The organism is Ruegeria jejuensis (genome assembly GCF_041537905.1).
Taxonomy (GTDB): domain Bacteria; phylum Pseudomonadota; class Alphaproteobacteria; order Rhodobacterales; family Rhodobacteraceae; genus Ruegeria_C.
The window spans coordinates 326,234-349,679 of the sequence record NZ_JBGRUO010000001.1 but is presented as its reverse complement, the minus strand read 5'-3'; the positions used below and the strand labels follow the sequence as shown (position 1 = coordinate 349,679).

Here is a 23,446-nt window from a genome sequence, read left to right as displayed (position 1 = left end):
TTCGATCCTTCCCACATCCGTGCGAATTCAGGAACATTTTTTTCGTTTTGCCGTTCAGAATTTGCTTTTGTTCTAAGTTTGGGCGTGTCCTGCCTGAACCACCGTGACGGCGATCATGTGAAGCACATCTTCGGCTGAGCACCCGCGCGAAAGGTCATTCGCCGGTTTCGCAAGCCCCTGAAGGACAGGCCCGATCGCCTCGACGCCACCAATGCGCTGCGCGATCTTGTAGCCAAGGTTTCCGGCATCCAGATTGGGGAACACAAATACATTCGCCTGCCCTGCAAGCGGAGAGTCGGAGGCCTTCTTGGCCGCAACCTCGGGCACGAAGGCGGCGTCGAATTGCAACTCGCCGTCGATGAGCAGGTTTGGGTCGGCAGCTTTGGCAAGATTTGTCGCCTCGACCACCTTGGATACGCGGGGATGATCCGCGCTGCCTGCCGTGGAAAAGGACAGCATCGCAACCCGTGGCACTTCGCCCGTCAACGCCGCGTAAGAGGCGGCAGAGCTGCGGGCGATTTCGGACATCTGAGCCGCATCCGGGTCAACGACCAATCCGCAATCGGCAAAGATATGGGCGCCTTTGACCTCGTGATGATCCTTGCAGTAGAGCATCAGGAAGAAGCTGGACACCATGGCTGCGTCCGGTGCCTTGCCGATGATTTGCAGCGCTGCGCGAACCGTGCTTGACGTGGTCTCGACCGCGCCACCAACGGTGCCGTCGGCCAGTCCCTGACGCACCAGCATCGCGGCGTAAACCAGCCTCTGGGTGACCTGCACCCGTGCCTGATCCAGTGTCATGCCCTTGTGCTGGCGCAGCTCAAAAAGCGCTTGCGCAAAGGCGTCGGCATGAGGGGAGTTTGCGGGATCGTGGATATCGATACCGTCCAGATCCGCCCCTCCCTGTGCGGCAAGCAGGGCGGTGACCTTGTCCTGCTCTCCCACCAAGATGATCCGGGCGATACCCTCTGCGCGGGCTTTCATCGCGCCTTCCACCACACGCGGATCATCGCCCTCAGAGAGGGCGATGATCTTGTCGGAGCTGCTTGCAGCCCCGAGAATTGTGCGTAACGGTTGCACGCGTTTACGATCCGGCCTGCGGCTGCATGTCTGCGGCGTCGATTCCGGCCACACGTACCGGTTTCTTCATCGCATCGCGGCGGAACGGATCGCCCAGCTCCTGGTTTATCATGGCTTCGATCAGGGTGGTGATACCGTTTTTCTGATCGATGATCGCCTGATTCAGGGCGGCGGTCAGTTCGTCCTGCGTCCGGGCCACGACACCTTTCAGGCCGCAGGCCTGCGCGATCCCGGCATAGGACACTTCGGTGTCCAGCTCGGTGCCGACGAAGTTGTCATCAAACCACAGGGTCGAGTTCCGCTTTTCCGCACCCCACTGATAGTTGCGGAACACGATCTGCGTGATCGCGGGCCAGTCGCCGCGACCGATCGCGGTCAGCTCGTTGACCGCGATCCCGAAGGCACCGTCACCGGCAAAGCCCACAACCGGAACGTCAGGCTGGCCGATCTTGGCGCCAACGATGGCGGGCAGACCGTAGCCGCAGGGACCGAACAGGCCGGGGGCGAGGTATTTGCGGCCTTCCTCGAACGCGGGGTAGGCGTTGCCGATGGCACAGTTGTTGCCGATATCGGACGAGATGATCGCCTCTTTCGGCAGTGCGGCCTGGATCGCGCGCCATGCCATGCGGGGGCTCATCCAGTCGGGCTTGGCGTCACGCGCGCGCTCGTTCCAGTTGGTGCCCGGATCGTCCTGCTCATGGGTCAGCGAGGTCAGCTCCTGCGCCCAGGCGGATTTCTTCTGCGCGATATTGGCTTTACGCTCTTCGCGACCGGCATCGCCTGCCGTGTCGGACAGCTGCGCCAGAATGCCGTTGGCCACCTTGGCGGCGTCCCCGACGATACCGACAGTGACCTTCTTGGTCAGGCCGATGCGGTCGGGGTTGATGTCGACCTGGATGATCGTCGCGTCGGCGGGCCAGTATTCGATGCCATAACCGGGCAGGGTCGAGAACGGGTTCAGGCGGGTGCCGAGGCACAGGACCACATCCGCTTCCTTGATCAGCTCCATACCCGCTTTCGAGCCGTTATAGCCCAGCGGGCCCGCGAACAGCGGATGGTTGCCCGGGAAAGCGTCATTGTGCTGATAGCCAACGCAGACCGGTGCAGTAAGACGCTCGGCCAGTGCTTTGGAGGCTTCGATACCGCCCTGCGCCAGAACAACGCCGGCACCGTTCAGAATGACAGGGTTCTTGGCTTCGCTGAGGATCGCCGCGGCCTGCGCAACCGAGTTTTCGCCACCCGGAGAGCGTTCGAATTCGATCGGCTGCGGGATTTCAACGTCGATCACCTGGGTCCAGAAATCACGCGGAATGTTCAGTTGCGCCGGGGCGGACAGGCGCTTGGCCTGCGCGATCACGCGGGCCAGAACCTCGGCGACGCGTGTGGGGTCGCGGACTTCTTCCTGATAGGCGACCATGTCTTCGAACAGTTTCATCTGTTCGACTTCCTGGAATCCACCCTGACCGATGGTCTTGTTGGCGGCCTGCGGGGTCACCAGCAGCAGGGGCGTGTGGTTCCAGTAGGCGGTTTTGACGGCGGTCACGAAGTTGGTGATGCCGGGGCCGTTCTGGGCGATCATCATCGACACCTTGCCGGTGGCGCGGGTATAGCCATCGGCCATCATCCCGCCTGAGCCTTCATGCGCGCAATCCCAGAATTTGATGCCAGCAGCAGGAAAGATATCAGAGATCGGCATCATGGCAGAGCCGATGATCCCGAAAGCGTGCTCAATCCCGTGGGACTGCAGTGTTTTCACGAAGGCTTCTTCGGTTGTCATTTTCATGGGATGCGCTCCTGATGGCATAGAAATTGAACGGCATTGCGCCGCGAATTGACGTCGGGTCTAAGCCCTCTTGAATAACCTCAATAGGGCCAGAACCTATCGCCGGTTAGGTCCAGAGGTGTAAACTTTTGCAAATTAATGATATAAATGGTCTCAAAAATCAACATTTTTTGTGGCTTCAGCAATATATCTGATGCCAGTGGCCACTTTGGACCTCGCGATCGAGGAATATCCCAGCCGGTAATACCCGGTTGGCTCATCCGGGCCGCTGAAAAACACCTTGCCGGGTTCGATCAGCACGCTGCGCGCGATCAGGCGGCGCGACAGCTCGTAACTGTCCACGCCGTCCGGTGCCTTCATCCACAAGGACGACCCGCCATAAACGCCGCGCCCCGCAATTGTCAGACCGTGTTCTGCAATGGCCATTTCCATCGCCTCGCGCCGCTGCTTGAGTGCGGCAGAGACCCGGCGGATCTGAGTGTCGTAATGCCCGAGCGACAGAAAATAGGCCGCAGTGCGCTGAATATGCCCCGGCGGGTGGCGCAGGGTCAGCATCCGCAGGGCGCGCACCTCGCGGATGAAGGGCTCAGAACCGACGATGTAACCGATCCGCAGTCCCGGTGACAAAGATTTGGAGAAGCTGCCCACATAGATCACCCGTCCATCGGTATCCAGCGACTTGAGCGAGGGTGAGGGCGCGCCGGCAAAGGCCATCTCGAAATCATAATCATCCTCGACAATCATCGCGTCGATCTCATGTGCCCGCGCCAGCAAGGCCCGCCGACGCTCCAGCGGCATGGTGGCGGTGGTGGGGCTTTGATGGCTGGGCGTGGTGAAGATCACATCGGTGTCGTCGGGCACCGCATCGGGTGGCAACCCGTCCGCATCGACATCCAATGGAGTGATTTGACAGGGCAGACGCCGGAGCATTTCAGTCAGCGCGTAATAGCCGGGGTTTTCAACAGCGGCCCGGCGGCGGTGGTTCAGCAACACCTGCGCCGCCAGCCACAGCGCGTTCTGCGCGCCCAGCGTGATCATTATTTCCTGGGGGCGTGCGGTGATGCCGCGCCGAGGCAGCGTGTGGCGGGCAATGAACTCGATCAGCAGCGGATCGTCCTGATCCGCATAATCGGCGGTGAGCGAGGCGAAATCCTTCTGCCCCAACGCCCGCACTGCACAGAGCCGCCAGTTGGCATGGTCAAACAGGGTCGGGTCGGTCTGCCCGTAGATGAAGGGGTAGGAATAGCTGCGCCAGTCATGCGGTTTCAACAGCATGTCGCCGCCCGAATAGCGCCGCGCGATGGCACGTCCCCAATCCACATTTTCCTCGGTCCGCTCAGGCGGCGCGTAAGAGGGCGGGATTGGCGCGTTCTCTGACACGAAATACCCAGACCGCCCCCGCGAGGTCAGGTAGTCGTTCGACAGCAGTTCGGTATAGGCCAGTGTCACCGTTATCCGGCTGACGCCCAGATGCCCGGCCAGCTTGCGCGAGGATGGCAGCTTTTCCCCCACGCGGAAACGACCCAACAGGATGCCCTCAGCGATCATCTGCTGAATCTGGGCCTGCAAAGTGCCCTGCGCATCCGGTTTCAAAAAAAATGTGTCGACGGCGATCCCCATGGCGCGACCCTAAACTGGACCGAGCGCGGGTGCAATCTGGACCTAACCGGTGGCTGGTTTTCTTTTTTTCCAGATCGCAAGCGGCCCGTTCAGGCAGTCCATGTCGGGATAACAGGCCAGATCCTCCGCCAGCGGTGCGATGACATAGGCACCGGGTTTGAGGGTTTCGACCATCCGTTCCTCCAACTGTCGCTGGATTTCGGGCACGCGGATGGGCCGATAGGAAAAGATAACGTCGTAAGGCGCGTAATCGAAGGTCAAGGCATCGGCGACAAAGATCTCCTCTTCCAGCCCCAGCGCCTGTTGGCCACGCCGGATCAGGTTGTGATCCAGGTCGAAGCCCGCATAGCTGGACCCGTTTAGCAGCCCGGACAGTTTTGTGACGAGCAGATTGCGCCCGGTCGCGCAGCCGATCTCGAGGAACGACACCGGGCGATAGGGCGCCCCTTTGGCAAAGAAATCTGGGTCGTGGGTCAGCATCTCGTCAACGCTGATCAACTGCCGCACGAACCCGTCAAGCGGATGTGGAATGTACCCGTGCGATTCCTCGGGCAGCGCAAAATCGGTCAGCGTATCGTCGGCGGGCACGGCCTGAACACGCTCGTTGATCAGGCCCTGCAGGGTCTTTTGCAGGGCCGCCGCCATTTGCCGCTGGGTGCTGCGTTCGATGTCCAGCCCGGCCTGCGCATGGGTGTATTTGCGCAGCATATCCTCGAACCCGTCCAGTCGGGTGCGCAGCGCTTCAAGCCGGTCCTCGAACACCCGTTGAAATCGCGTGAGCGTCTGTTGCAAGGACCGGAACTTGTGCCGTGTCGAGACCAGCAGGCTGCTTGAGGTGACGGCTTTCTGACCCAGCGCCGCGGTGATCAATTCGGTGATCTGCTTTTCCTGTTTCTGCAGCTTGCCACGGGTCTTTTCCAGATCCTCCTGTGCGGCGTTCAGCGCGTCCAGCGCTTCGTCCATGCGCAACGCGGAATGCAAGAGTTTGAATGGTCTTTCGCTCGGCATCTGATCCTCCGCCCCTCATCTATGCGCGACGTTACAGGAAAACGCGACCATTCAAAGCCTCCGGTGATGGGGGTTGACGATAGAGCAGGTCAAATATAACTATAAAACTAGTTTAATGGAGATTCAAAAATGTGGGAAACAGCAGCAACCGGTTTTGCAGCCATGGGGTCCGAGGCCCGGCTGAAGGTGCTCAGGACCCTGGTGCGGGCGGGCGAGGCCGGTTTGACCGTGGGCGAAATACGCGATCGCACCGGCATCGCGCCGTCGACCCTTGCCCATCACCTGAAGTTTCTGGCCGCAGGTGGTGTGGTGGAACAGAAGAAAATGGGGCGAAACACCATAAACAGAGCCTGCTATGACCAATTGCGAAACCTCGCTGACTTCATTCTTGCAGAATGTTGCGCGGACGATCTGCAGAAGGCGGCAAATGATGGTTGAGCTTACACAAAACCCGCGCGCGTCGCGACGCATGAGACTGCAGCGCCTGAAATCGCCTTGGACTCTGATTGTGCTGATCCTGCTGGCGGTTCTGGCTCTGGACCCCGGTAACTTCGAAACTGTGATCCGATTTGCCATCGGCGCGCTGGCGCATACGGCGCCCTATATCCTGTTTGCGGTGCTGCTGCTGGCCTATCTCAAGGCCACCGGGGCCGAGGTGCTGGTGGCGAAAGCCTTTGAAGGGCGCGAAACCCGCATGATCCTGCTGGCGGCTCTGTTCGGTGGCCTTGCGCCCTTCTGCTCCTGCGAGGTTATTCCCTTCATCGCCGGTCTGCTGGCGCTGGGTGCGCCATTGTCTGCTGTGATGGCCTTCTGGCTCAGCTCGCCCCTGATCGATCCGCCGACCCTGTTGATCACGGCGGGGGCGCTGGGTTGGCCCTTTGCCATTGGCAAAGCCGTTGCAGCGGTGGCGTTGGGCTTGTTCGGTGGGTTTGCGATCAAGGCCCTGATGCGGAGCGGCGCCTTTGCGCAACCACTGCGGTCATACACGCCACCTGGCTGCGGATGTGGCTCTAACAAGACTGAAATCCCTGTCTGGCAGTTCTGGCAGACAGCAGAGCGTCGGGCGCGGTTCCGTTCTGAATTCGCCACCAACGGGCTGTTCCTGCTGAAATGGCTGTCGCTGGCCTATGTGCTTGAAGCGCTCTTGGTCAGCTACGTGCCCGCCGATCTGATCGCGCAGGTTGTCGGCGGCGAGGGTGTGATCCCGATTGCCACCGCAGCGCTTGTGGGCATGCCCGCCTATCTCAACTCCTACGTCGCGCCACCGTTGCTGGCGGGCCTGATGGAGCAGGGGATGAGCGCCGGGGCTGCGATGGCCTTCATGATTGCAGGCGCAGTCAGTTCCATTCCGGCGATGGCGGCTGTCTGGTCACTGGTCAAACCAAGGGTCTTTGCCGCCTATCTGTGCCTCGGCGTCTTGGGTGCGATCCTGTCGGGGATTGTCTTTCAGATGATCTGAGTCGGCACGCAGGAAACCTGAAAGGACACCAATGGGTGCCCTTTTGCGTTGCAGGTTAGCGAATCGGGTCGAACTGCGCGTCCTTGGCGCGGCAATCGCGGATTACGTCGCGCCCGCAAGGCACCGGGTCCAGCGATTTCGACAGGCACAGGCGTGCCTCTTCAATGAAGCCGTCGCGGCAGGTGATGGTGATCATGTCACGCTCCAGCGCCGGGTTGGCTTGCAGGAAGGCCTCCTCCACCACTGCGGCAGGCAGGGTGACCGATTGATCCAGCTTGCGAAAGACCGGCGGGCGGGTGACGGACGCGTAAGCCTGCCGGGACAAATCGAAATACTGCGTCGCAGTCAGGCCCGAACAGGTGCCGTGTTTCTTCCACTGATGCCAGGCCAAACCGGAACTGCCTTGAATATCGGCTATTTCCCGCGTCATCCCGCGCGATGGCGGCGCATGCGGGGTGCGGCAATAGGACGGCCAGCCCTCATGAAATTGCGGCCAGAGCCCGTGCAGAATCCAGCCATGATCCTGTGCGGCGTCGCATTGGTCGGCCCCACGTGCATCGCCCTCGCGCGCGCACCAGTTCGGTGACCAGCTGAGCGACAGGACGTAATAGTCGAACTCTCCCGCCTTCTCACCCTCGGCAAGCAGCGGAACGGCGCTCAGGCACCAGACGAGAAACCAGCGCATTCGGCTCTTCCCTTATTGCAATACCGCGACTATATACGGGCCAAGTTCCCCGACAACGGAAACCTGCCCAAGGGCAACCTGGGCCGCCGAATTCCGGCGACGGGACAGATGTATTCTAAGGAGACAGGCTCATGTCGAAACCCCTGATGGCCAAGGCGACCGCCGTATGGCTGGTGGACAACACCACGATCAGCTTCAAGCAGATCGCGGATTTCGTGGGCATGCACGAGCTGGAAATTCAGGGCATCGCTGATGGTGATGTGGCTACCGGTGTCAAAGGCTTTGATCCGATCGCCAACAACCAGCTGACCCAGGAAGAGATCGACAAGGCCCAGTCGAACCCTCTCTACCGGCTCAAGCTCAAGTTTAATCCGGCCGCCTCGGGCGAGGAAAAGCGCCGTGGCCCGCGTTACACGCCGCTCAGCAAACGCCAGGACCGTCCGGCCTCGATCCTGTGGCTGGTGAAGTTCCACCCCGAACTGAGTGACGGGCAGATTTCCAAACTGGTCGGCACCACCAAGCCGACCATTCAGGCGATCCGCGAGCGGACCCATTGGAACATTTCCAACATCCAACCCATCGACCCGGTGGCGCTGGGGCTTTGCAAGCAATCCGAGCTGGATGCGATCGTGCAGAAAGCCGCTGCCAAGAAAGCCGCCGAAGGTGGCGTGATGAGCGATGATGAGCGCCGCAAGCTGGTCTCGACCGAACAGTCGCTTGAGATGGACGCCGAGCCTCGCATCCCGACCGCGATTGAAGGGCTGGAAACCTTCACGCTGGGCAGCGCCCCGGAAGAGAAGAAAGAAGAGCCGATCGTCGATGCCGACAGCTTCTTCAACCTTCCCAATAGCGATGAGGATGAAGAGGAAGATAACAGCGACGATCCGCGCTACTGATCCTTCGGACATTGATGAACAAAAAAAGGCCACCGGCATTTCCGGTGGCTTTTTTGTTGCTTACAGGGGCGGTTCGATATGCGCGGATCTGACAACCAGAGCGAGTTTTGCGGGCTTGACCCATTCTAGTCTTTGCAGTTGGACTGTTGGGGAGATGCCCCGCGCTACAGGGCATTGGGGCAAACCGTCTTGAGGAGGCAGCGAATGACAAGGTCCAGAATGTATCAGGGTCTGATAACCGGATTGGCGGCGATGATGCTGGCCGTGATGCCAATCTCCGAGGCGCAGGCCAACCACAAGAAAAAGACCGACGACGCGATCAAGGGCGCGCTAATCGGGGCGGGCGTGGGCGCGCTGATCGGCAAGGGCCGGGGCGCTGCGGCAGGCGCCATCCTGGGTGCCGTGATCGGCGCGAACAAGAAATGACGGGGCCAGATATGGCTCTGACAAGGGCAAAAGAGCTTGGGAGGTTCTCCGCGATGTTCAGGAACGGGTTTTCCGGTGCGGCGCTTGTCGCGTTGCTGATGGCTCCGATCGGGGCCAGCGCTGATGAGGCGGCCGACGCGATGGTGCAGGACGCGCTTCCGGTCATGTATCACAGCTGCGCCAGTGTCGTGGAAGAAGGTCATGGCGACGAGGCCTTCGTATATGAGGTGGTCGAGAAAATGACCGCCGTGTCCCTCTACAACCGGCAGATCGATATCACCGCTTTTTCCGACAGTGACGCGGACGCAGCGCAGCTACACGCCGCTTTTGTCGAGGCGCTGGATGCCGGGTGCTCAGCGGATCAAAACGCCTTGCTGGCCGGGGTGGTCGATATTGCGGTCAAGGTGGCGCTGGGGTTGTAAGCTCGATGTCATTGAAACAAAGAGCCCGCCAAATTGGCGGGCTCTATTCGTTTGGTGGCTGGCTTCAGTGCACCACGGCATCATCCGGGCGCGGACGGTCTGACGTGCCCAGCCGGTCGCCGATGATCAACCCGTCCGGGCCTGACGTCACGGGGACGGTTTCGCCATCCTTGATCTCGCCGGCCAGCAGCGCTTCGGCCAGCGGGTTTTGCAATGCGCGCTGGATCACCCGCTTCAGTGGCCGCGCGCCAAAGACCGGATCGTAGCCTTCGCTCGCCAACCATTCCCGTGCGCCCTCGTCCAGCGCTAGGTCGATGTTGCGGGCGGCCAGACGTTTCTGCAGGCGTGCCATCTGGATATCGACGATCCCATCCATATCGCCGCGCTTGAGGCGGTCGAAGATGATGGTTTCGTCCAGACGGTTGAGGAATTCCGGCCGGAAATGCGCCCTGACCGCATCCATCACATCGCGCTGCGCCTGCGCGCTGTCGGCCCCTTCGGGCAACTGGCTGAGCGCTTGCGAGCCGAGGTTCGACGTCAGAATGATCAGCGTCTGTTTGAAGTCCACGGTGCGGCCCTGACCATCGGTCAGCACGCCGTCATCCAGAACCTGCAACAGCACGTTGAACACATCTGGATGAGCCTTTTCGACCTCATCGAACAGCACGACCTGATAGGGCCTGCGCCGGACCGCTTCGGTCAACACACCGCCTTCGTCATACCCGACATAGCCCGGAGGGGCACCGATCAGACGCGCAACCGCGTGCTTCTCCATGAACTCGGACATATCAATGCGGACCATCGCATTGTCGTCGTCGAACAGGAAGTTCGCCACGGCCTTGGTCAGCTCGGTCTTACCCACGCCGGTGGGTCCGAGGAACAGGAACGAACCCAGCGGGCGACCTTCGTCATTCAGACCGGCGCGCGCGCGACGCACGGCATTGGCGACTGCGGTGACCGCTGCATCCTGACCGATGACACGCGCATGCAGATCGTCTTCCATCCGCAGCAGCTTCTCACGCTCACCTTCCAGCATTTTCGAGGTCGGAATGCCGGTCCAGCGCTCCACAACGGAGGCGATCTGCTCCGGCCGCACGGTTTCCTCGGCCATCATCTGGCTGCTTTCGGCGTTTTCGGCCTCGGTCAGCTTCTTCTCAAGCTCAGGGATGACGCCATAAGACAGTTCCCCCGCCTTGGCGAGGTTACCTTCACGCTTGGCGATCTCCAGATCAGCGCGCGCCTTGTCGAGTTGCTCCTTCAGATCGCGGGCACCAGCCAACTTATCGCGTTCGGCTTGCCATTGGGCCGTCATCTCGGCGGATTGCTCTTGCAGGTCGGCCAGATCTTTTTGCAGGGTCTCCAGACGGTCCTTCGAGGCGGTGTCGTCTTCGAGCTTCAGCGCCTCTTCCTCGATCTGCATCTGCAGAATCTGGCGGTCGAGCTGGTCCAGTTCCTCTGGCTTAGAGTCTACTTCCATCCGCAGACGCGAGGCCGCTTCATCGACAAGGTCGATGGCCTTGTCCGGCAGGAACCGGTCAGTGATGTAGCGATGCGATAGGGTCGCAGCCGAGACCAATGCGGAATCGGAAATACGGACTCCGTGGTGCAACTCGTACTTTTCCTTGATGCCGCGCAGGATACTGATCGTGTCCTCAACCGTCGGTTCGGCCACAACAACGGGCTGGAACCGGCGCGCAAGGGCCGCGTCTTTTTCCACGTATTTGCGGTACTCATCCAGCGTGGTCGCACCGATGCAATGCAACTCGCCCCGCGCCAAGGCAGGCTTGATCAGGTTGGCGGCATCCATCGCACCATCGGATTTGCCCGCGCCGACCAGCGTGTGCATCTCGTCGATGAACAAGATGATCTCACCAGCCGCCTCGGTCACTTCGGTCAGAACGGCCTTGAGGCGTTCCTCGAATTCGCCGCGGTATTTCGCACCGGCGATCAGCGCGCCCATGTCGAGCGCCAACAGCTTCTTGTCCTTCAGCGATTCCGGCACGTCACCGTTGATGATGCGCAGGGCCATACCCTCGGCGATTGCAGTCTTACCGACACCGGGTTCACCGATCAGAACCGGATTGTTCTTGGTGCGGCGCGACAGAACCTGCATCGAGCGGCGGATTTCCTCATCCCGCCCAATAATAGGGTCGATTTTGCCTTCGGCGGCGGCCTCGGTCAGGTCGCGCGCGTATTTCTTCAGCGCGTCATAGCCTTCTTCTGCCGATGCGGTGTCAGCGGTGCGGCCTTTGCGGATGTCATTGATCGCCTCGTTCAGAGCCTGCGCCGACACATGCCCGGCCTCCAACGCCTCCTTGGCTTTGGATTTCACCATGCAAAGCGCCATCAGAACCCGCTCGACCGGAACAAAGCTGTCACCGGCTTTCTGGGCGATCTGCTCGGCCTCGGCCAGGACCTTGCCGGTCTGGCCGTCCAGATAGACCTGCGCGGCGTCGCCGCTGACCTTGGGTTGTTTCGATAGGCTGAGTTCCAGCGCCTCGGCCACGCGACCGGGATTGCCGCCGGAGCGGGTGATCAGGTTGCTGGCAAGCCCCTGCTCGTCATCCATCAGAGCCTTGAGAATATGCTCGGGTGTCAGCCTCTGGTGACCTTCGCGAATGGCAATGGTCTGAGCGGCCTGCACGAAGCCTCGTGCCCGCTCGGTGAACTTGTTCAAGTCCATATTGTTCTCCTTTCAAAGCGCCCGGTTCGATTAGCGCCCGCTGGGCGGCACGCTACGGTTTGGGCCTCGGGAAATATTTGGGAAATATCGCTGCCGCTTCAAGAGGCTAGATGGCGAAATCGGCGCGCGGTGCGACTTTTGACCAATGCATGTACTGGTGGCCGGCAACACGGCGTTTCGAAACGCTGTATTCAGGCACCTTGCCAGGCGCTTTTCACGCGCGTCCAAGGCCAGTCGAATGGCCTTGCCGGGACGCGACGAGGTCTCTAATACAGCCGCAGCAAGGAGTTTCCCATGTCCGATGACCGCCTGATTGTCGCCCTTGATGTCCCCGATGCGCTGGCCGGACTTAAGCTGGCAGAGCAGATTGGCGATGCGGTGTCGTTCTACAAGATCGGGCTGGGCATGCTGACCGGCGGTGGGCTGGCACTGGCCAATGAGCTGAAGCAGGAACACGGCAAGCGCATCTTTCTGGACATGAAACTGTTCGACATTGGTGCCACGGTCGAAAATGCGGTGCGCGGTCTGGCGCAATACGATCTGGATTTCCTGACTGTGCATGGCGATCCTTACGTGGTGCGCGCCGCCAAAGAAGGCGCGGCGGGCAAGGACCTGAAGATCCTCGCCGTCACGATCCTGACCTCGTTGGACCGAAACGATCTGGACGCAGCACTTCTGAAACCGGGCGAGGTCAGCAATATGGTCGTCGAACGCGCCGCAAATGCGTTCGAGGCAGGTGCCGATGGCGTTATCGCCTCACCACAGGAGGCCGCGCTGATCCGGGCCCTGCCCGAGGCGCATGGACGGTTGATCGTGACCCCCGGTGTACGTCCCGCCGGGGCCGATCTGGGCGATCAGAAACGGGTGGCGACACCAGCCAACGCTGTGGCGGGGGGCGCCGATCATATCGTGGTCGGGCGCCCGGTTTGGCAGGCAGCACATCCGCAACAGGCAGCGCTGGATATCCTGTCCGAACTCAACAGTCCGCAGGCCCAGACGCCAAACCGGTGAGCCATAGGCCCACTAAAGTATGATGTGCCCGGAAAGGCACATTCCTGACGCTCATTTACATCACACGCAAATTTCTGCTTGGGATTCGCGCCAGTCTGGGCGACTCTCAGCTTGAGACACTCCCCAACGGACCTTTATCTTCCTGTGGTTCGTTACCTCCCCCCGCCAGTTTCGCGGGGGGTCTTTCTTGTTAGAAAGGTCATTCGGGCGAGGCGACTGGCCCCTCGGCAATTTCTGTCAGGTAATCGGACAACCGGGTCTTGAAATGCAATATGCCCTTGGGATGCACAAGATAGGCCTCGGGCGCCATCATGCGCCAGCTTTGACCTTCATCCCCAAGTCGTATTTTATCGATCAGGCCCTCGCCCAGCCGAGCGACAAAGAACCAGTCGCTACCGTAATGGCGTGACCAGATCAGATCGCTTGCCGACAGGCGCAGGCCCACTTCCTCTTGCGTTTCGCGCAACGCACAGGCCTCTGGCGTCTCGTTGCCCTCGCGGCCTCCGCCCGGGAAGTCCCAGCAGCCCGGATAGGGGATATGGGCATAATCGTCACGCTGGATGACGACCAGGTTCTGGCCCAGAAACAGAGCCAGTTTTGCGCCGCGAAAATTGGACATTCTGTAACACCATGTTTTGCCGCGCCAACCTGACAGGGGAAATGCCGCGTGCCAACATCTTCCACTGCTGCGTTGACAGGAGTAGGTTGCGCCCATGCCTGCCCTGTGTCGCGATTGCCTGTCCATGCTGGAAAACACCCGCCGCTGCCCGAACTGCGGCAGCCCGAGGGTGAAGACGCATGCGGAGCTTTTCGATCTGACCATCGCGCATATGGATTGCGACGCGTTCTACGCCTCGGTCGAAAAGCGCGACAACCCCGAGCTAGCCGACAAGCCGGTGATCATTGGCGGTGGCAGGCGGGGTGTTGTTTCCACCGCCTGTTATGTGGCGCGCATCCGGGGCGTGCGCTCGGCGATGCCGATGTTCAAGGCGCTGGCGCTCTGCCCTGATGCGGTGGTAATCAAGCCCCGCATGTCGGTCTATGCAGAGGTTTCGAAACAGATCCGCGCGATGATGGATGAACTGACCCCGGTGGTCGAGCCGCTGTCGCTGGACGAGGCGTTCATGGATCTGAGCGGCACCGAAAGGCTGCATGGTGCGCCGCCTGCGGTGATGCTGGCGGGTCTGGTCAAACGCATGAAGGATGAGCTGGGCCTGACCGGCTCGATCGGGCTGAGCCATAACAAGTTTCTGGCCAAAGTGGCCTCGGACCTCGACAAGCCACGCGGGTTCTCGGTGATCGGCGCGGCAGAGACGGCAGCGTTTCTGCATGACAAGCCGGTGCGGCTGATCTGGGGCATCGGCCCAGCAGGGCAGGAGTCATTGGAAAAGGCCGGAATCCGCACCTTTGCCGACCTGCTGCGCTGGGAGCAGGAGGCGCTGACTGCGCGGTTCGGCTCGATGGGCTACCGGCTATGGCATCTGGCGCGGGGGCAGGACAAGCGGCGGGTCTCGGCCCATGATCCGATCAAGTCGATCAGCAACGAGACCACGTTTTTCGAAGACACCGCCAACACGGATGTGCTGGACGGGCATTTGTGGCGCATGGCCGAAAAGGTCTCGGGCCGGGCCAAGGTGCGCGGGCTGGCCGGGCGGGTGGTGACGCTCAAGCTCAAGCAATCCAACCACAAGATTCTGACCCGCCGGGTATCGCTGCGCGATGCGACGCAGATGGCTGACACGATCTATCGGCAGGCGCGGGCGCTGTTTGATCAACTGGGTGATCGCGGCCCCTACCGTCTGCTGGGCTGTGGCTTGTCGGATTTGTGCTCCGAGGCGGAGGCGGATAAATCCGGTGACCTGCTTGATCCCGGTGCCGCGCAAAGATCGGTGGCAGAGCGCGCGACAGATGACATCCGCAAGCGGTTCGGAAGTGACGCCATCGTCAAGGGTCGCGCGCTGCGATAGCTCAATTTGCGACGGGATCATTCGTGCCGAGAACGCGATAGGCCTCGACCGGATTTGCAAACCCTTTCAGCTTCAGACCGCCTACCGGGTCAGCTGACAGGTGATCTTCGACATCCATAAAGGCCCGCTGGCTGATCAGGATCTCGTCCTGCGCTGCGGCATCGCACAATCGCGAGGCAACGTTCACCACGCCACCGACAGCCGTGTAGTCCGCGCGCCCTTCACGACCGACCAACCCCATCGTTGCATGGCCGCTGGAAATGCCCAGCCCGATCCCCAGCACATGCCCCATCCGACGCCAAGGCGCGCAAACCTCGGCAAACTCCTTTCGGATGTCCAACGCCAGTTTCACGGCATCCAAAACCGGTGCTTCGCAGGGGATGGGATCATTGAAATAGATCATCAGCCCATCGCCCGAGCGAAACCCGATCGTGCCACCGCTGGCCGCGGCCAGCTTGCCGCAGCGATCATGGTAGCGTTGCAGGATATCGATCACGTCTTCGGGGTCCAGCGCCTCTGACAGGGCGGTGAAATTCCGGATGTCGCAGAACAAGCAGGCGATATAGCGTCGATGCGTGCTGAGCAGGTTTTCGCGCCCTCCATCGACCACCGCTTGCGCGATCTGCGGGGCCAGAAACTCCTTGAGCCGTTCAAGCCGACCGATCTGGCCCGCCTGCCGCTCGACCTTGTTTGCCAGCTGCGCATTCAGTTCGGAAATTTCGACAGTCTGAGAGCGGACCTTGCGATTGAGGACCTGCAGCAGAAGGTTCTGGTTCATCAGCGTGGCAATGATCAAAAGAACATAGGCCAGCGCCTCGAACCTGTGATCATAGTGGAAATAGAGCGTCGCGACGAGGACAATATTGGCAAGGCCCGCGATGAGAAGGGGCAAGGCGCTGCCATGCCGCTCGCGGTCCCTGAACACAAAGGCGGTGGCGACAAAAGCCAACATCCACATAAGCACTGCCTGCAAATGCGGGTTGAAGGCCATGCCCTTGATCCCGAAGAACGCCTCAAGCGCCACCCCTACATAGCAGGTCAGAAGTGAGGCAAAGGCAGCGATCGTTGCAGCGGCACCCGGCGACATGCCCGTACGCGCGCGCGTTGTAGAACCCTTGCCTCGGGATTGTGTTGACCTGTCGGTCATGACCGGCGGGATTCCAAGATTGCCCCCTGAATTCAGATCAGGTTAGGCCGGAACCGTGCGTCGGTCAAAACAGCGCCCTGAGGATTATTCCGCTGCCAGGCGCGTTCTATCGGTTCCAATGGCCGCGATATCGGCAATCACGTCGCGCAGGATGTGGCGAAACGTGGCGAACTGCCGATTGGGGCGAATCTGAACCTCATCCATGTATAGCGAGCGATCGATCTCGATCTGTATGGCATGCTGGCCGCGTGACGGACGGCCATAAGTCTGGGTGACATAGGCGCCGGCAAAAGGCGTGTTGCGCGACACCGTTAGCCCAACCGAGGTGAAGGCCGCTTCGATCTGATCGACCAGATCGCTTCTGGCCGAGGCACCGAACCGGTCGCCCAGAACGATTTCGGGTCTCGGCTGCCCGCGACGCGCGATCCCTTCCAGGGCTTCATGCGGCATCGAATGACAATCGACCAGAATCGCCTGCCCGAACCGGTCATGTGATTCCTCCAGCAATGCTTGCAATCGTGCGTGATAGGGATGCCAATGTCGGTCGATCCGGTCCTGCGCCTCTTGCTCGGTCAGCTTTCCGCGATAGATCGCCCGCCCATTGGCCACCACACGGGGGATAACGCCCAGGCCCGAGGTGACACGCGGGTTGTGGCCCTGCCGTCTCGCCCCGTAGATCACCGCCGGGTCCAGTTCATCCACCCCGCGATTAAGGTCGATATAGGCCCGCGGCGCCGCCGCCTTGAGGAATGGCGCGCCATGATCCGGGGCCGCGTCAAAAAGAAGGTCGACAAAGGCGTCCTCAGACGACCGAATCGCATGCCGGTCCAGCACCGATTGCCGCAGAAAGTCGGGCGAGTAGTCGCTGCCGCTATGCGGCGAGGCAAAAACAACGCAGGATGAGCGGTATTCCGGCTCTGAAAGATAGTATGCTGTATCGTGCATCGGCGCTCCTCGTTACGGAATACATAAACCGTAAAAGAGTTCTTTCAAAAGCCCTTGATCCCCCCGACGACTCCTTTTATAGACCCCGCTACCGGCGCGGGGTTCCGCGCCCCATTTCGTTTTGGGGCAGGGCACGCAAAGGTTCGTGGGCGGTTAGCTCAGCGGTAGAGCACTTCGTTGACATCGAAGGGGTCACAAGTTCGATCCTTGTACCGCCCACCATCGTTTCACTGTTTCGGGTCTGACCCGGGGCACCCGCTAACCCAGGCGCTGGCCACTCCTTGAAGAAGGCGCCGCAGATTGGAGACAGACCATGAAGGTCAAGAACTCGCTCCGCTCGCTCAAGAACCGGCACCGCGATTGCCGGATTGTGCGTCGCAAAGGCCGCGTCTACGTGATCAACAAGACGCAGCGCAAGTTCAAAGCCCGCCAAGGCTGAGAACTGCACTTCATTATACGAAAGAACCGCGCCTTCCAGCGCGGTTTTTTTGTTGGGGCAGCGCTAGGTCGGGTACGTGGGATCTGGCGGTCGTTTGCAGATACACATGCCAACGCGGTCCTCCTGCATATTTACTTGCAAATAGGCAACTTTAGGTCCGGTTGTTTCGGAAGGGATTGACGCCACTCATTAATGATCGGTTGAAGGGTTTGCTTTGGCCAAAATCTTGGAGTTCCGATTGACCTCAGGCAAGCTGCGTTCCAGTAAAGCCCGGCTTTGACGGGTGACTGTCCGCGCTTAACGGAGTTCGCAACTGCGTCGATGTCGCGCGATTCCGGATAAATATAGAGTGTCGTTGGCTTCTTCTCGACTAACGCAAGAATCTCCTTGGAGGCAGATCGCGACCAGGTCGTGCAGCCGTTGCTGCGACCTGAGGTATAGTCAACGAGTCTTCCGTAGGGCACATATCCTTCGCCATCGGCATAGCGGCTTTTGGGGTTCTTGAGGCGACATTGCCATTTCAAGAACATGGCCCGATGCCCTCCGATTGCCCTTTCTCGCGCGTTGCTTGTCTCGCCTTCACCGTCAAAGAGGAGGAAAGTGCGGTGAAACGGCTTCGCCACCCCTGAAGCGTTATAGTAACCCTTGAAGGATGTGCGTGTTTCGGCGGTTATGTAGGAGCCGCCAGCCGTCAGTTTTGATCCTTCGGCGTTGCTGAAGTTTTTCGCGCATTGCCGACCGTTGGAAAAGTTGGCGCGTCGCAATTTGCGCCCATTGCCGTATCCTGAAGACACGGCTTGGAAAGACCTCTTTGCCTCGCAAATTACGTAAAAACGCTTGTTTGCACGTCCGTCTGACAAAGTACTTGGTCGCGTTGCGTCCATTGCAAGATAGCAAGGGTTTCTGACAGCACCTGTTCGAACCTTGTCTTGGTGCAAGGCGCGTGCACGCTCAAGGACTACGGGGGCGATCTGGCCGTCCCCTGTGCCGACGTGTTTTTGCAACCAAGCGGGGATGGCGGATGAGAGCGCAGATGCCTGACTTGGAGCCGTTATCACCAAAACTCCCAGAGTCGCAGCGACGGCTGCGTGACGAAGTGAATTCAAGATCAATGGAATTGTCTCCTGACTGCGTACCTCAGCAAGAGCTTAACAGAAATCGCACCGAACGGCTCAATAACCCGACGATTTTGGTCGGATGGCGGTTTGTGGGTCTTGGGTGTGACATTGTTGAGACGCCAGCACTACTAGTATTGCTTCGGCCCAGAGCTCAAACCGGTTGTTCTTAACCTCCGTAACAACGATGCCAAGTTCTGTAAGTGGTCAGCCCGCAGCTTCGAGTATTTGCACGCGCGTGACGTTCCCGGCAGACCCGTAGACGCGGACAAGGACGAAACCGATATACTGACTGCGAATGCGTTCAACTGTATGATGGCTGCGGGAATAGTCACATTTGCCTGAGATCATGGCTCGGCGAGCAGGCGTAGTGAAAAAACCATCCGGCTGTTCTTGATCCGGATTTCCGAATTTGTGAACATTTGCGCGGTCTTGCTGCACGATGGCGCAGACATCGTCTAGCGGTTGTCCAGATGAGCTATAGGTGTCGCGCGGGCTTAGCGTTGCGTAGTATTCTAGCATCAGCTCTTCGGCGGAGGCCATAAGGGGGCTGAGGGTTAGCAAGAGTGCAAGAACGAGCGACAGAACTTTCATTGAGTTCCTCCAATTTGAAATCCCGGCAACGCCAGGCGCGTTTCATTGAAGATAAGCACAGGAAAGGCTCAGGATACTACTGTTTTGCGACGAACACCTTGGGGCCAAAGCGCAGCTTGGCCGTGATGCCGCACGTTGCAGATAAGAGCTCAAAGCCACTGGTGACAAATTTTTTTCACGCGCGTGCCTATCCGTAGAATTTGCCGTTGGATGATAACGGCGACATGACTGACTGATTTTGTCGGAATTCCTTGCATCTCCCTCAGAATCGTTTAATTGACCAAATCAGTCGGGTTATGGCCCGCCACCATTTTCAATGTTGGGACACATCATGCTGAAATCTTCATCCGCCATTGCCGCTGCGCTGGTTGCGACGCTGGCCTCTGCCGCTGCGGCCGAGGGCGAACTGAACCTCTACTCATCGCGCCACTACGACACCGACGAGCGACTCTATACCGATTTCGAAGAGGCCACCGGCATCAAGATCAACCGGATCGAGGGCAAGGCTGATGAACTGATCGAGCGGATGAAGGCCGAGGGTGCGAACTCTCCCGCCGACATTCTGCTGACCGTCGACACTTCGCGTCTGGAGCGCGCCAAGGATGCAGGTGTGCTGCAATCCATCGACAGCGCGGTTCTGGAAGAGCGTATTCCGGCGAACCTGCAGGACAGCGACAATCAGTGGTACGGGTTCTCGCAGCGTGCCCGCATCATCTTCTTTGACAAGAACGACGTTGCAAACCCGCCGATGACCTATGTCGACCTGGCGAAACCGGAATACAAGGGCATGGTCTGCCACCGCTCGTCGTCGAACGTGTACAGCCAGACGCTGTTGTCGGCGGTGATCGAAAACCATGGCGCTGAGGCTGCCAAGGGTTGGGCACAAGGTATGGTCGACAACTTCGCGCGCGACCCGCAAGGCGGCGATACCGATCAGCTGCGCGGCATCGTTTCGGGTGAATGCGACATCTCGGTCGCCAACACCTATTACTTCGCGCGCGCACTGCGGAAAGACGTGAAAGGCCTGACGCCCGAAATCGAGATGATCGGCTGGGTCTTCCCGGCACAACAGGCTGAAGGTGCGCATATGAACCTGTCGGGCGGTGGTGTTGCGGCCCATGCGCCGAACAAGGACAACGCGGTTCTGTTCTTGGAATACCTCGCCAGCGATCAGGCGCAGCAGTATTTCTCGGCCGGCAATGACGAATTCCCCGCCGTCGAGGGCGTCGCTCTGGCCGAATCGGTGCAGAAGCTGGGTGAATTCAAAGCCGACGAGGTGGACCTGTCCGCCGTTGCCAAGAACGTTCCCGAAGCGCAGAAGATCTTCAACGAAGTTGGCTGGAACTAAGCTCTCTCCAACGGATTTTGACGGCGCGGGTCATTGGCCCGCGCCGTTCTTTGTTGTAGGGGGCCGCTGTGTCGTTGCCCGGCGGCGGGAAAGCCTGCTAGTGTCAACGCAATACCAGCAAGTTGGAGCATCGGGTCGTCCGATATTGAAATGTCATGGCGAAGGCGTGTGTTCTGATTTCCGACATCACCGGCAGCACCAAGCTGTATGAAAGCGTCACCCAGCGCGAGGCGCTGAATCAGATCAGTCTGGTTCTGGCGCGGATGCGGTCGATCATCGAGGCGCATCAGGGCAATTGCGTGAAATCGCAGGGCGACGATACCCTCAGCTTCTTTGACCATCCCGACCATGCCTTTCTAGCCGCCAAGCAAATGGTCGAGGAAGAGTGGTCGCATGGTATGTCGGTCCATGCGGGTCTGTTCTTTGGCGAGATTCTGAGCATGGACAACGACATCTATGGCGATGCGGTGAATACCTCGGCCCGGCTGGCTTCGCTGGCCAAGCCGGGCGAATTGCTGATCGGGGATGAAGGTTATGATCAACTCTCCTCGGGGCATCAGTCGTATTTCGTGTCGATGGGTGGGCTCAAGCTGAAGGGAAAGAAGGCGGCGACGCGGGTTTATTCCTACATGGCCAGCCAGATCGCCACGCAGACGGTCGTGTTCGGTGCCACCGGGCCGCAGATGGGGCGGCGCACGGAAAGCGCCGAGATTGCCGCAAATGGTCAGAGTTGGTCGATCAGCGAAGGGGAGAGCCTGACCATCGGCCGATCCGAGGAGTGCGACATCACGCTCCCGCATGGCTGGATTTCGCGTCAGCATGGCAAGCTGGAACTGAGGGGCGCGCAGCTTGAATACACCGATCACAGCTCCTCGGGCAGTTCGGTTCTGACGTCGGACGGGCAGGAGTTTGACGTTCACCGCCGGGCCACCTTGCTGAACGGCGAGGGCAGGCTGCTGTTTGGAACACGCGACCGCGCAATCACGGATTCCGCACTGACCTATGCGACCAACGATCTGATCCCCGACTGAGCGCAATCCGAAAAGCGGGCCCCGGTTTTAGGATCAAATTGCGCGCCGTTTCATGTGCTATCTGCGCCCGACCTGACGGCAGATCAGGATCACCGGCAAAAGCCCCACCGCCACGATGACCAGTGACGGCACCGCCGCGCCCTCCAGCCGTTCGTCCGAGGCCAGCCGATAGGCCTGCACCGCCAGCGTGTCGAAGTTGAACGGGCGCATGATCAGCGTTGCGGGCAGTTCTTTCATCACGTCGACAAAGACGATCAGCAAGGCCGTCAGCAGCGAGGGCGTCAGGATCGGCAGATGCACACGGCGCAGCGTTCCCAGCGGCGATTGCCCCAACGACCGCGCCGCGGCATCCATGTTCGAATGCACCATGCTCTGACCGCCCTCATAGGCGCTGAGCGCGGCGGCCAGGAACCGCACCATATAGGCCGCGACCAGCAACCAGATCGACCCGGTAACCAGCAGCCCGGTCGAGATATCGAAGGTCGCGCGCATCCAGGCATCCAGCGCATTGTCGAAGGCAGCAAAAGGCACCATCAGGCCAACCGCGATCACCCCTCCGGGTACCGCATAGCCAAGCCGCGCCAGATAGGCGGCGCTGGCGCTTTGTCGCCCTGGCCTGACCCGCTTGTAGAACCCGATGCAGGTGGCGGCGGTCACGGTGACAAGCGCGGCGGCCCCGGCCAGGGTCAGCGAGTTCTGGACGAAACCGACATAGCGTCGTGAGAGCAGGTTCTGTTCGGACTCCAGCCCCATCTCAACCAAGATGACCACCGGTAGCAGGAACCCGAAAATGACCGGAACGGCACAAAGCAGGAAGGCGAGCACCGCCTTGCCGCCTGTCAGCTGTGCCGCCGGGCGGGCGGTCTGGCGCTGGCCGGTCTGGTAGAATTTCGATTTGCCGCGCTGCATCCGCTCGCTCACCGCCAGAAGCAATGCAAAGCCCAGTAAACACAGAGCAAGCTGCGCTGCCGCCGCCCGGTCGCCCATCGAGAACCAGCTGGTGTAGATGCCGGTGGCAAAGGTCTGCACACCGAAATAGGACACCGTGCCGAAATCGGCGATCGTCTCCATCACCGCCAGCAACACGCCCCCGGCGATGGCAGGTCGCGCCATGGGCAGCGACACGCGATAAAAGGCCCGCCACGGGCTGGACCCCAGCGCGCGCGCGGCCAGAAAGGCGGCTGCGCTTTGCTGCAGGAAGGCGGCGCGCGCCAGCAGATAGACATAAGGGTACAGCACCAGGATCAGCATGATCGCCGCGCCCTCGGTCGAGCGGATCTCGGGGAACCAGTAGTCGCGCGGCCCCCAGCCGGTTACGTCGCGAAGGGTGGTCTGCACGATGCCGGGATGGTCCAGAATGAAAGTATAGGCATAGGCCAGCACATAGGCCGGAAAGGCCAGCGGCAGCACCAGCGCAATCTCAAGCAGGCGCACGCCGGGAAACCGGGTCATGGTCACCAGCCAGGCAGCCCCGACCCCAAGGCAGAAAGTGCCGATTGCCACCAGAGCAACCAGCAACACCGTTGTGCCCAGATAGCGGGGCATCACCGTTGCAGCCAGATGCGTGACCGTGTCGGTGCCGCCGGTTACGGCAGCCAGCACCACGGCCAGCATCGGCAGCAGGCAGGCGGCGGCGATCGCGAAGGACGCCAGACCCAGAATCCGCGTGCCCCGCGCATTGCGGTGCCGAGAGCCATTCTCCGAGTATTCGATGTCTGCCATGCGATCCGGTCAACAAAGAGGGGGCGCCCTGAAAGACGCCCCGCTTCTATTGGTTAAAACGGCGC

General features: G+C 60.3%; 22 protein-coding genes and 1 tRNA gene. 11 read left to right on the top strand and 12 right to left on the bottom strand.

Annotated features, from left to right (window positions below):
• Positions 1–72: 72 nt before the first annotated feature.
• From pta to AB1E34_RS02005, 4 genes are all read right to left on the bottom strand, one after another.
• Positions 73–1,080, bottom strand: coding sequence for a phosphate acetyltransferase (gene pta, locus AB1E34_RS02020; protein WP_372570663.1), 1,008 nt, complete (start codon positions 1,078–1,080; stop codon positions 73–75).
• A 4-nt stretch (positions 1,081–1,084) separates the two neighbouring features.
• A complete protein-coding gene (gene xsc / locus AB1E34_RS02015; RefSeq protein ID WP_372570662.1) occupies positions 1,085–2,863 on the bottom strand; it encodes a sulfoacetaldehyde acetyltransferase in 1,779 nt (592 codons plus the stop codon).
• Positions 2,864–3,016: 153 nt separating this feature from the next.
• Positions 3,017–4,483 carry a MocR-like pyridoxine biosynthesis transcription factor PdxR gene (gene pdxR / locus AB1E34_RS02010; RefSeq protein ID WP_372570661.1) on the bottom strand — a complete coding sequence of 489 codons (1,467 nt, stop codon included), beginning with the start codon at positions 4,481–4,483 and terminating at the stop codon, positions 3,017–3,019.
• A gap of 42 nt (positions 4,484–4,525) precedes the next feature.
• Positions 4,526–5,491 (bottom strand): hypothetical protein, encoded by a 966-nt coding sequence (locus AB1E34_RS02005; RefSeq protein ID WP_372570660.1) that lies wholly within the window; start codon positions 5,489–5,491, stop codon positions 4,526–4,528.
• 129 nt (positions 5,492–5,620) lie between these two features.
• Between AB1E34_RS02005 and AB1E34_RS02000 the strand changes: the two genes are divergently transcribed.
• Together AB1E34_RS02000 and AB1E34_RS01995 are read left to right on the top strand one after the other, a co-directional pair.
• On the top strand, positions 5,621–5,929 hold the full coding sequence (locus AB1E34_RS02000; protein ID WP_372570659.1) for an ArsR/SmtB family transcription factor: 309 nt from the start codon (positions 5,621–5,623) through the stop codon (positions 5,927–5,929).
• A complete protein-coding gene (locus AB1E34_RS01995) occupies positions 5,922–6,950 on the top strand; it encodes a permease (protein WP_372570658.1) in 1,029 nt (342 codons plus the stop codon). Before AB1E34_RS02000 ends, AB1E34_RS01995 begins: the two co-directional genes overlap by 8 nt.
• Before the next feature lie 55 nt (positions 6,951–7,005).
• On the opposite strand, the gene AB1E34_RS01990 is transcribed toward AB1E34_RS01995, so the two are convergent.
• On the bottom strand, positions 7,006–7,635 hold the full coding sequence (locus AB1E34_RS01990) for a ribonuclease T2 family protein (protein ID WP_372570657.1): 630 nt from the start codon (positions 7,633–7,635) through the stop codon (positions 7,006–7,008).
• A gap of 131 nt (positions 7,636–7,766) precedes the next feature.
• Between AB1E34_RS01990 and AB1E34_RS01985 the strand changes: the two genes are divergently transcribed.
• From AB1E34_RS01985 to AB1E34_RS01975, 3 genes are all read left to right on the top strand, one after another.
• Positions 7,767–8,531 (top strand): DUF1013 domain-containing protein, encoded by a 765-nt coding sequence (locus AB1E34_RS01985; protein WP_372570656.1) that lies wholly within the window; start codon positions 7,767–7,769, stop codon positions 8,529–8,531.
• A 204-nt stretch (positions 8,532–8,735) separates the two neighbouring features.
• On the top strand, positions 8,736–8,957 hold the full coding sequence (locus tag AB1E34_RS01980) for a YMGG-like glycine zipper-containing protein (RefSeq protein ID WP_372570655.1): 222 nt from the start codon (positions 8,736–8,738) through the stop codon (positions 8,955–8,957).
• An 11-nt stretch (positions 8,958–8,968) separates the two neighbouring features.
• Positions 8,969–9,379, top strand: coding sequence for a hypothetical protein (locus AB1E34_RS01975; RefSeq protein WP_372570654.1), 411 nt, complete (start codon positions 8,969–8,971; stop codon positions 9,377–9,379).
• 64 nt (positions 9,380–9,443) lie between these two features.
• Here AB1E34_RS01975 and clpB read toward each other — a convergent pair whose 3' ends face one another.
• Positions 9,444–12,062, bottom strand: a complete 2,619-nt coding sequence (clpB, locus tag AB1E34_RS01970; protein WP_372570653.1) for an ATP-dependent chaperone ClpB — start codon at positions 12,060–12,062, stop codon at positions 9,444–9,446.
• A 294-nt stretch (positions 12,063–12,356) separates the two neighbouring features.
• On the opposite strand from clpB, the gene pyrF reads away from it, so the two are divergent.
• Positions 12,357–13,073 (top strand): orotidine-5'-phosphate decarboxylase, encoded by a 717-nt coding sequence (gene pyrF, locus AB1E34_RS01965; protein ID WP_372570652.1) that lies wholly within the window; start codon positions 12,357–12,359, stop codon positions 13,071–13,073.
• 199 nt (positions 13,074–13,272) lie between these two features.
• Here the strand turns inward: pyrF and AB1E34_RS01960 are convergent, their stop codons facing one another.
• Positions 13,273–13,692 (bottom strand): NUDIX hydrolase, encoded by a 420-nt coding sequence (locus AB1E34_RS01960; RefSeq protein WP_372570651.1) that lies wholly within the window; start codon positions 13,690–13,692, stop codon positions 13,273–13,275.
• Between the two features lie 94 nt (positions 13,693–13,786).
• Here AB1E34_RS01960 and AB1E34_RS01955 point away from each other — a divergent pair, with 94 nt between their 5' ends.
• Positions 13,787–15,040, top strand: coding sequence for a DNA polymerase IV (locus AB1E34_RS01955; RefSeq protein WP_372570650.1), 1,254 nt, complete (start codon positions 13,787–13,789; stop codon positions 15,038–15,040).
• Position 15,041: 1 nt separating this feature from the next.
• Here AB1E34_RS01955 and AB1E34_RS01950 read toward each other — a convergent pair whose 3' ends face one another.
• Both AB1E34_RS01950 and AB1E34_RS01945 read right to left on the bottom strand, forming a co-directional pair.
• On the bottom strand, positions 15,042–16,187 hold the full coding sequence (locus AB1E34_RS01950) for an adenylate/guanylate cyclase domain-containing protein (RefSeq protein WP_372570649.1): 1,146 nt from the start codon (positions 16,185–16,187) through the stop codon (positions 15,042–15,044).
• A gap of 84 nt (positions 16,188–16,271) precedes the next feature.
• A complete protein-coding gene (locus AB1E34_RS01945) occupies positions 16,272–17,132 on the bottom strand; it encodes an N-formylglutamate amidohydrolase (RefSeq protein ID WP_372570648.1) in 861 nt (286 codons plus the stop codon).
• Between the two features lie 147 nt (positions 17,133–17,279).
• Between AB1E34_RS01945 and AB1E34_RS01940 the strand changes: the two genes are divergently transcribed.
• Both AB1E34_RS01940 and ykgO read left to right on the top strand, forming a co-directional pair.
• Positions 17,280–17,354: transfer RNA gene (locus AB1E34_RS01940), tRNA-Val, on the top strand.
• 91 nt (positions 17,355–17,445) lie between these two features.
• Entirely contained in the window at positions 17,446–17,571 is a 126-nt protein-coding gene (gene ykgO, locus AB1E34_RS01935; RefSeq protein ID WP_008755722.1) for a type B 50S ribosomal protein L36, read from the top strand.
• 131 nt (positions 17,572–17,702) lie between these two features.
• Here the strand turns inward: ykgO and AB1E34_RS01930 are convergent, their stop codons facing one another.
• Together AB1E34_RS01930 and AB1E34_RS01925 are read right to left on the bottom strand one after the other, a co-directional pair.
• On the bottom strand, positions 17,703–18,365 hold the full coding sequence (locus AB1E34_RS01930) for a hypothetical protein (RefSeq protein ID WP_372570647.1): 663 nt from the start codon (positions 18,363–18,365) through the stop codon (positions 17,703–17,705).
• Between the two features lie 528 nt (positions 18,366–18,893).
• Positions 18,894–19,280 (bottom strand): hypothetical protein, encoded by a 387-nt coding sequence (locus tag AB1E34_RS01925; protein WP_372570646.1) that lies wholly within the window; start codon positions 19,278–19,280, stop codon positions 18,894–18,896.
• Between the two features lie 331 nt (positions 19,281–19,611).
• Here AB1E34_RS01925 and AB1E34_RS01920 point away from each other — a divergent pair, with 331 nt between their 5' ends.
• Both AB1E34_RS01920 and AB1E34_RS01915 read left to right on the top strand, forming a co-directional pair.
• A complete protein-coding gene (locus AB1E34_RS01920; RefSeq protein WP_372570645.1) occupies positions 19,612–20,628 on the top strand; it encodes an extracellular solute-binding protein in 1,017 nt (338 codons plus the stop codon).
• Between the two features lie 155 nt (positions 20,629–20,783).
• Positions 20,784–21,659: an adenylate/guanylate cyclase domain-containing protein gene (locus AB1E34_RS01915; RefSeq protein ID WP_372570644.1), complete on the top strand. Its 876-nt coding sequence runs from the start codon at positions 20,784–20,786 to the stop codon at positions 21,657–21,659.
• 57 nt (positions 21,660–21,716) lie between these two features.
• Here the strand turns inward: AB1E34_RS01915 and AB1E34_RS01910 are convergent, their stop codons facing one another.
• Complete coding sequence (locus AB1E34_RS01910; RefSeq protein WP_372570643.1) at positions 21,717–23,381, bottom strand: ABC transporter permease; 1,665 nt, start codon at positions 23,379–23,381, stop codon at positions 21,717–21,719.
• Between the last annotated feature and the right edge of the window lie 65 nt (positions 23,382–23,446).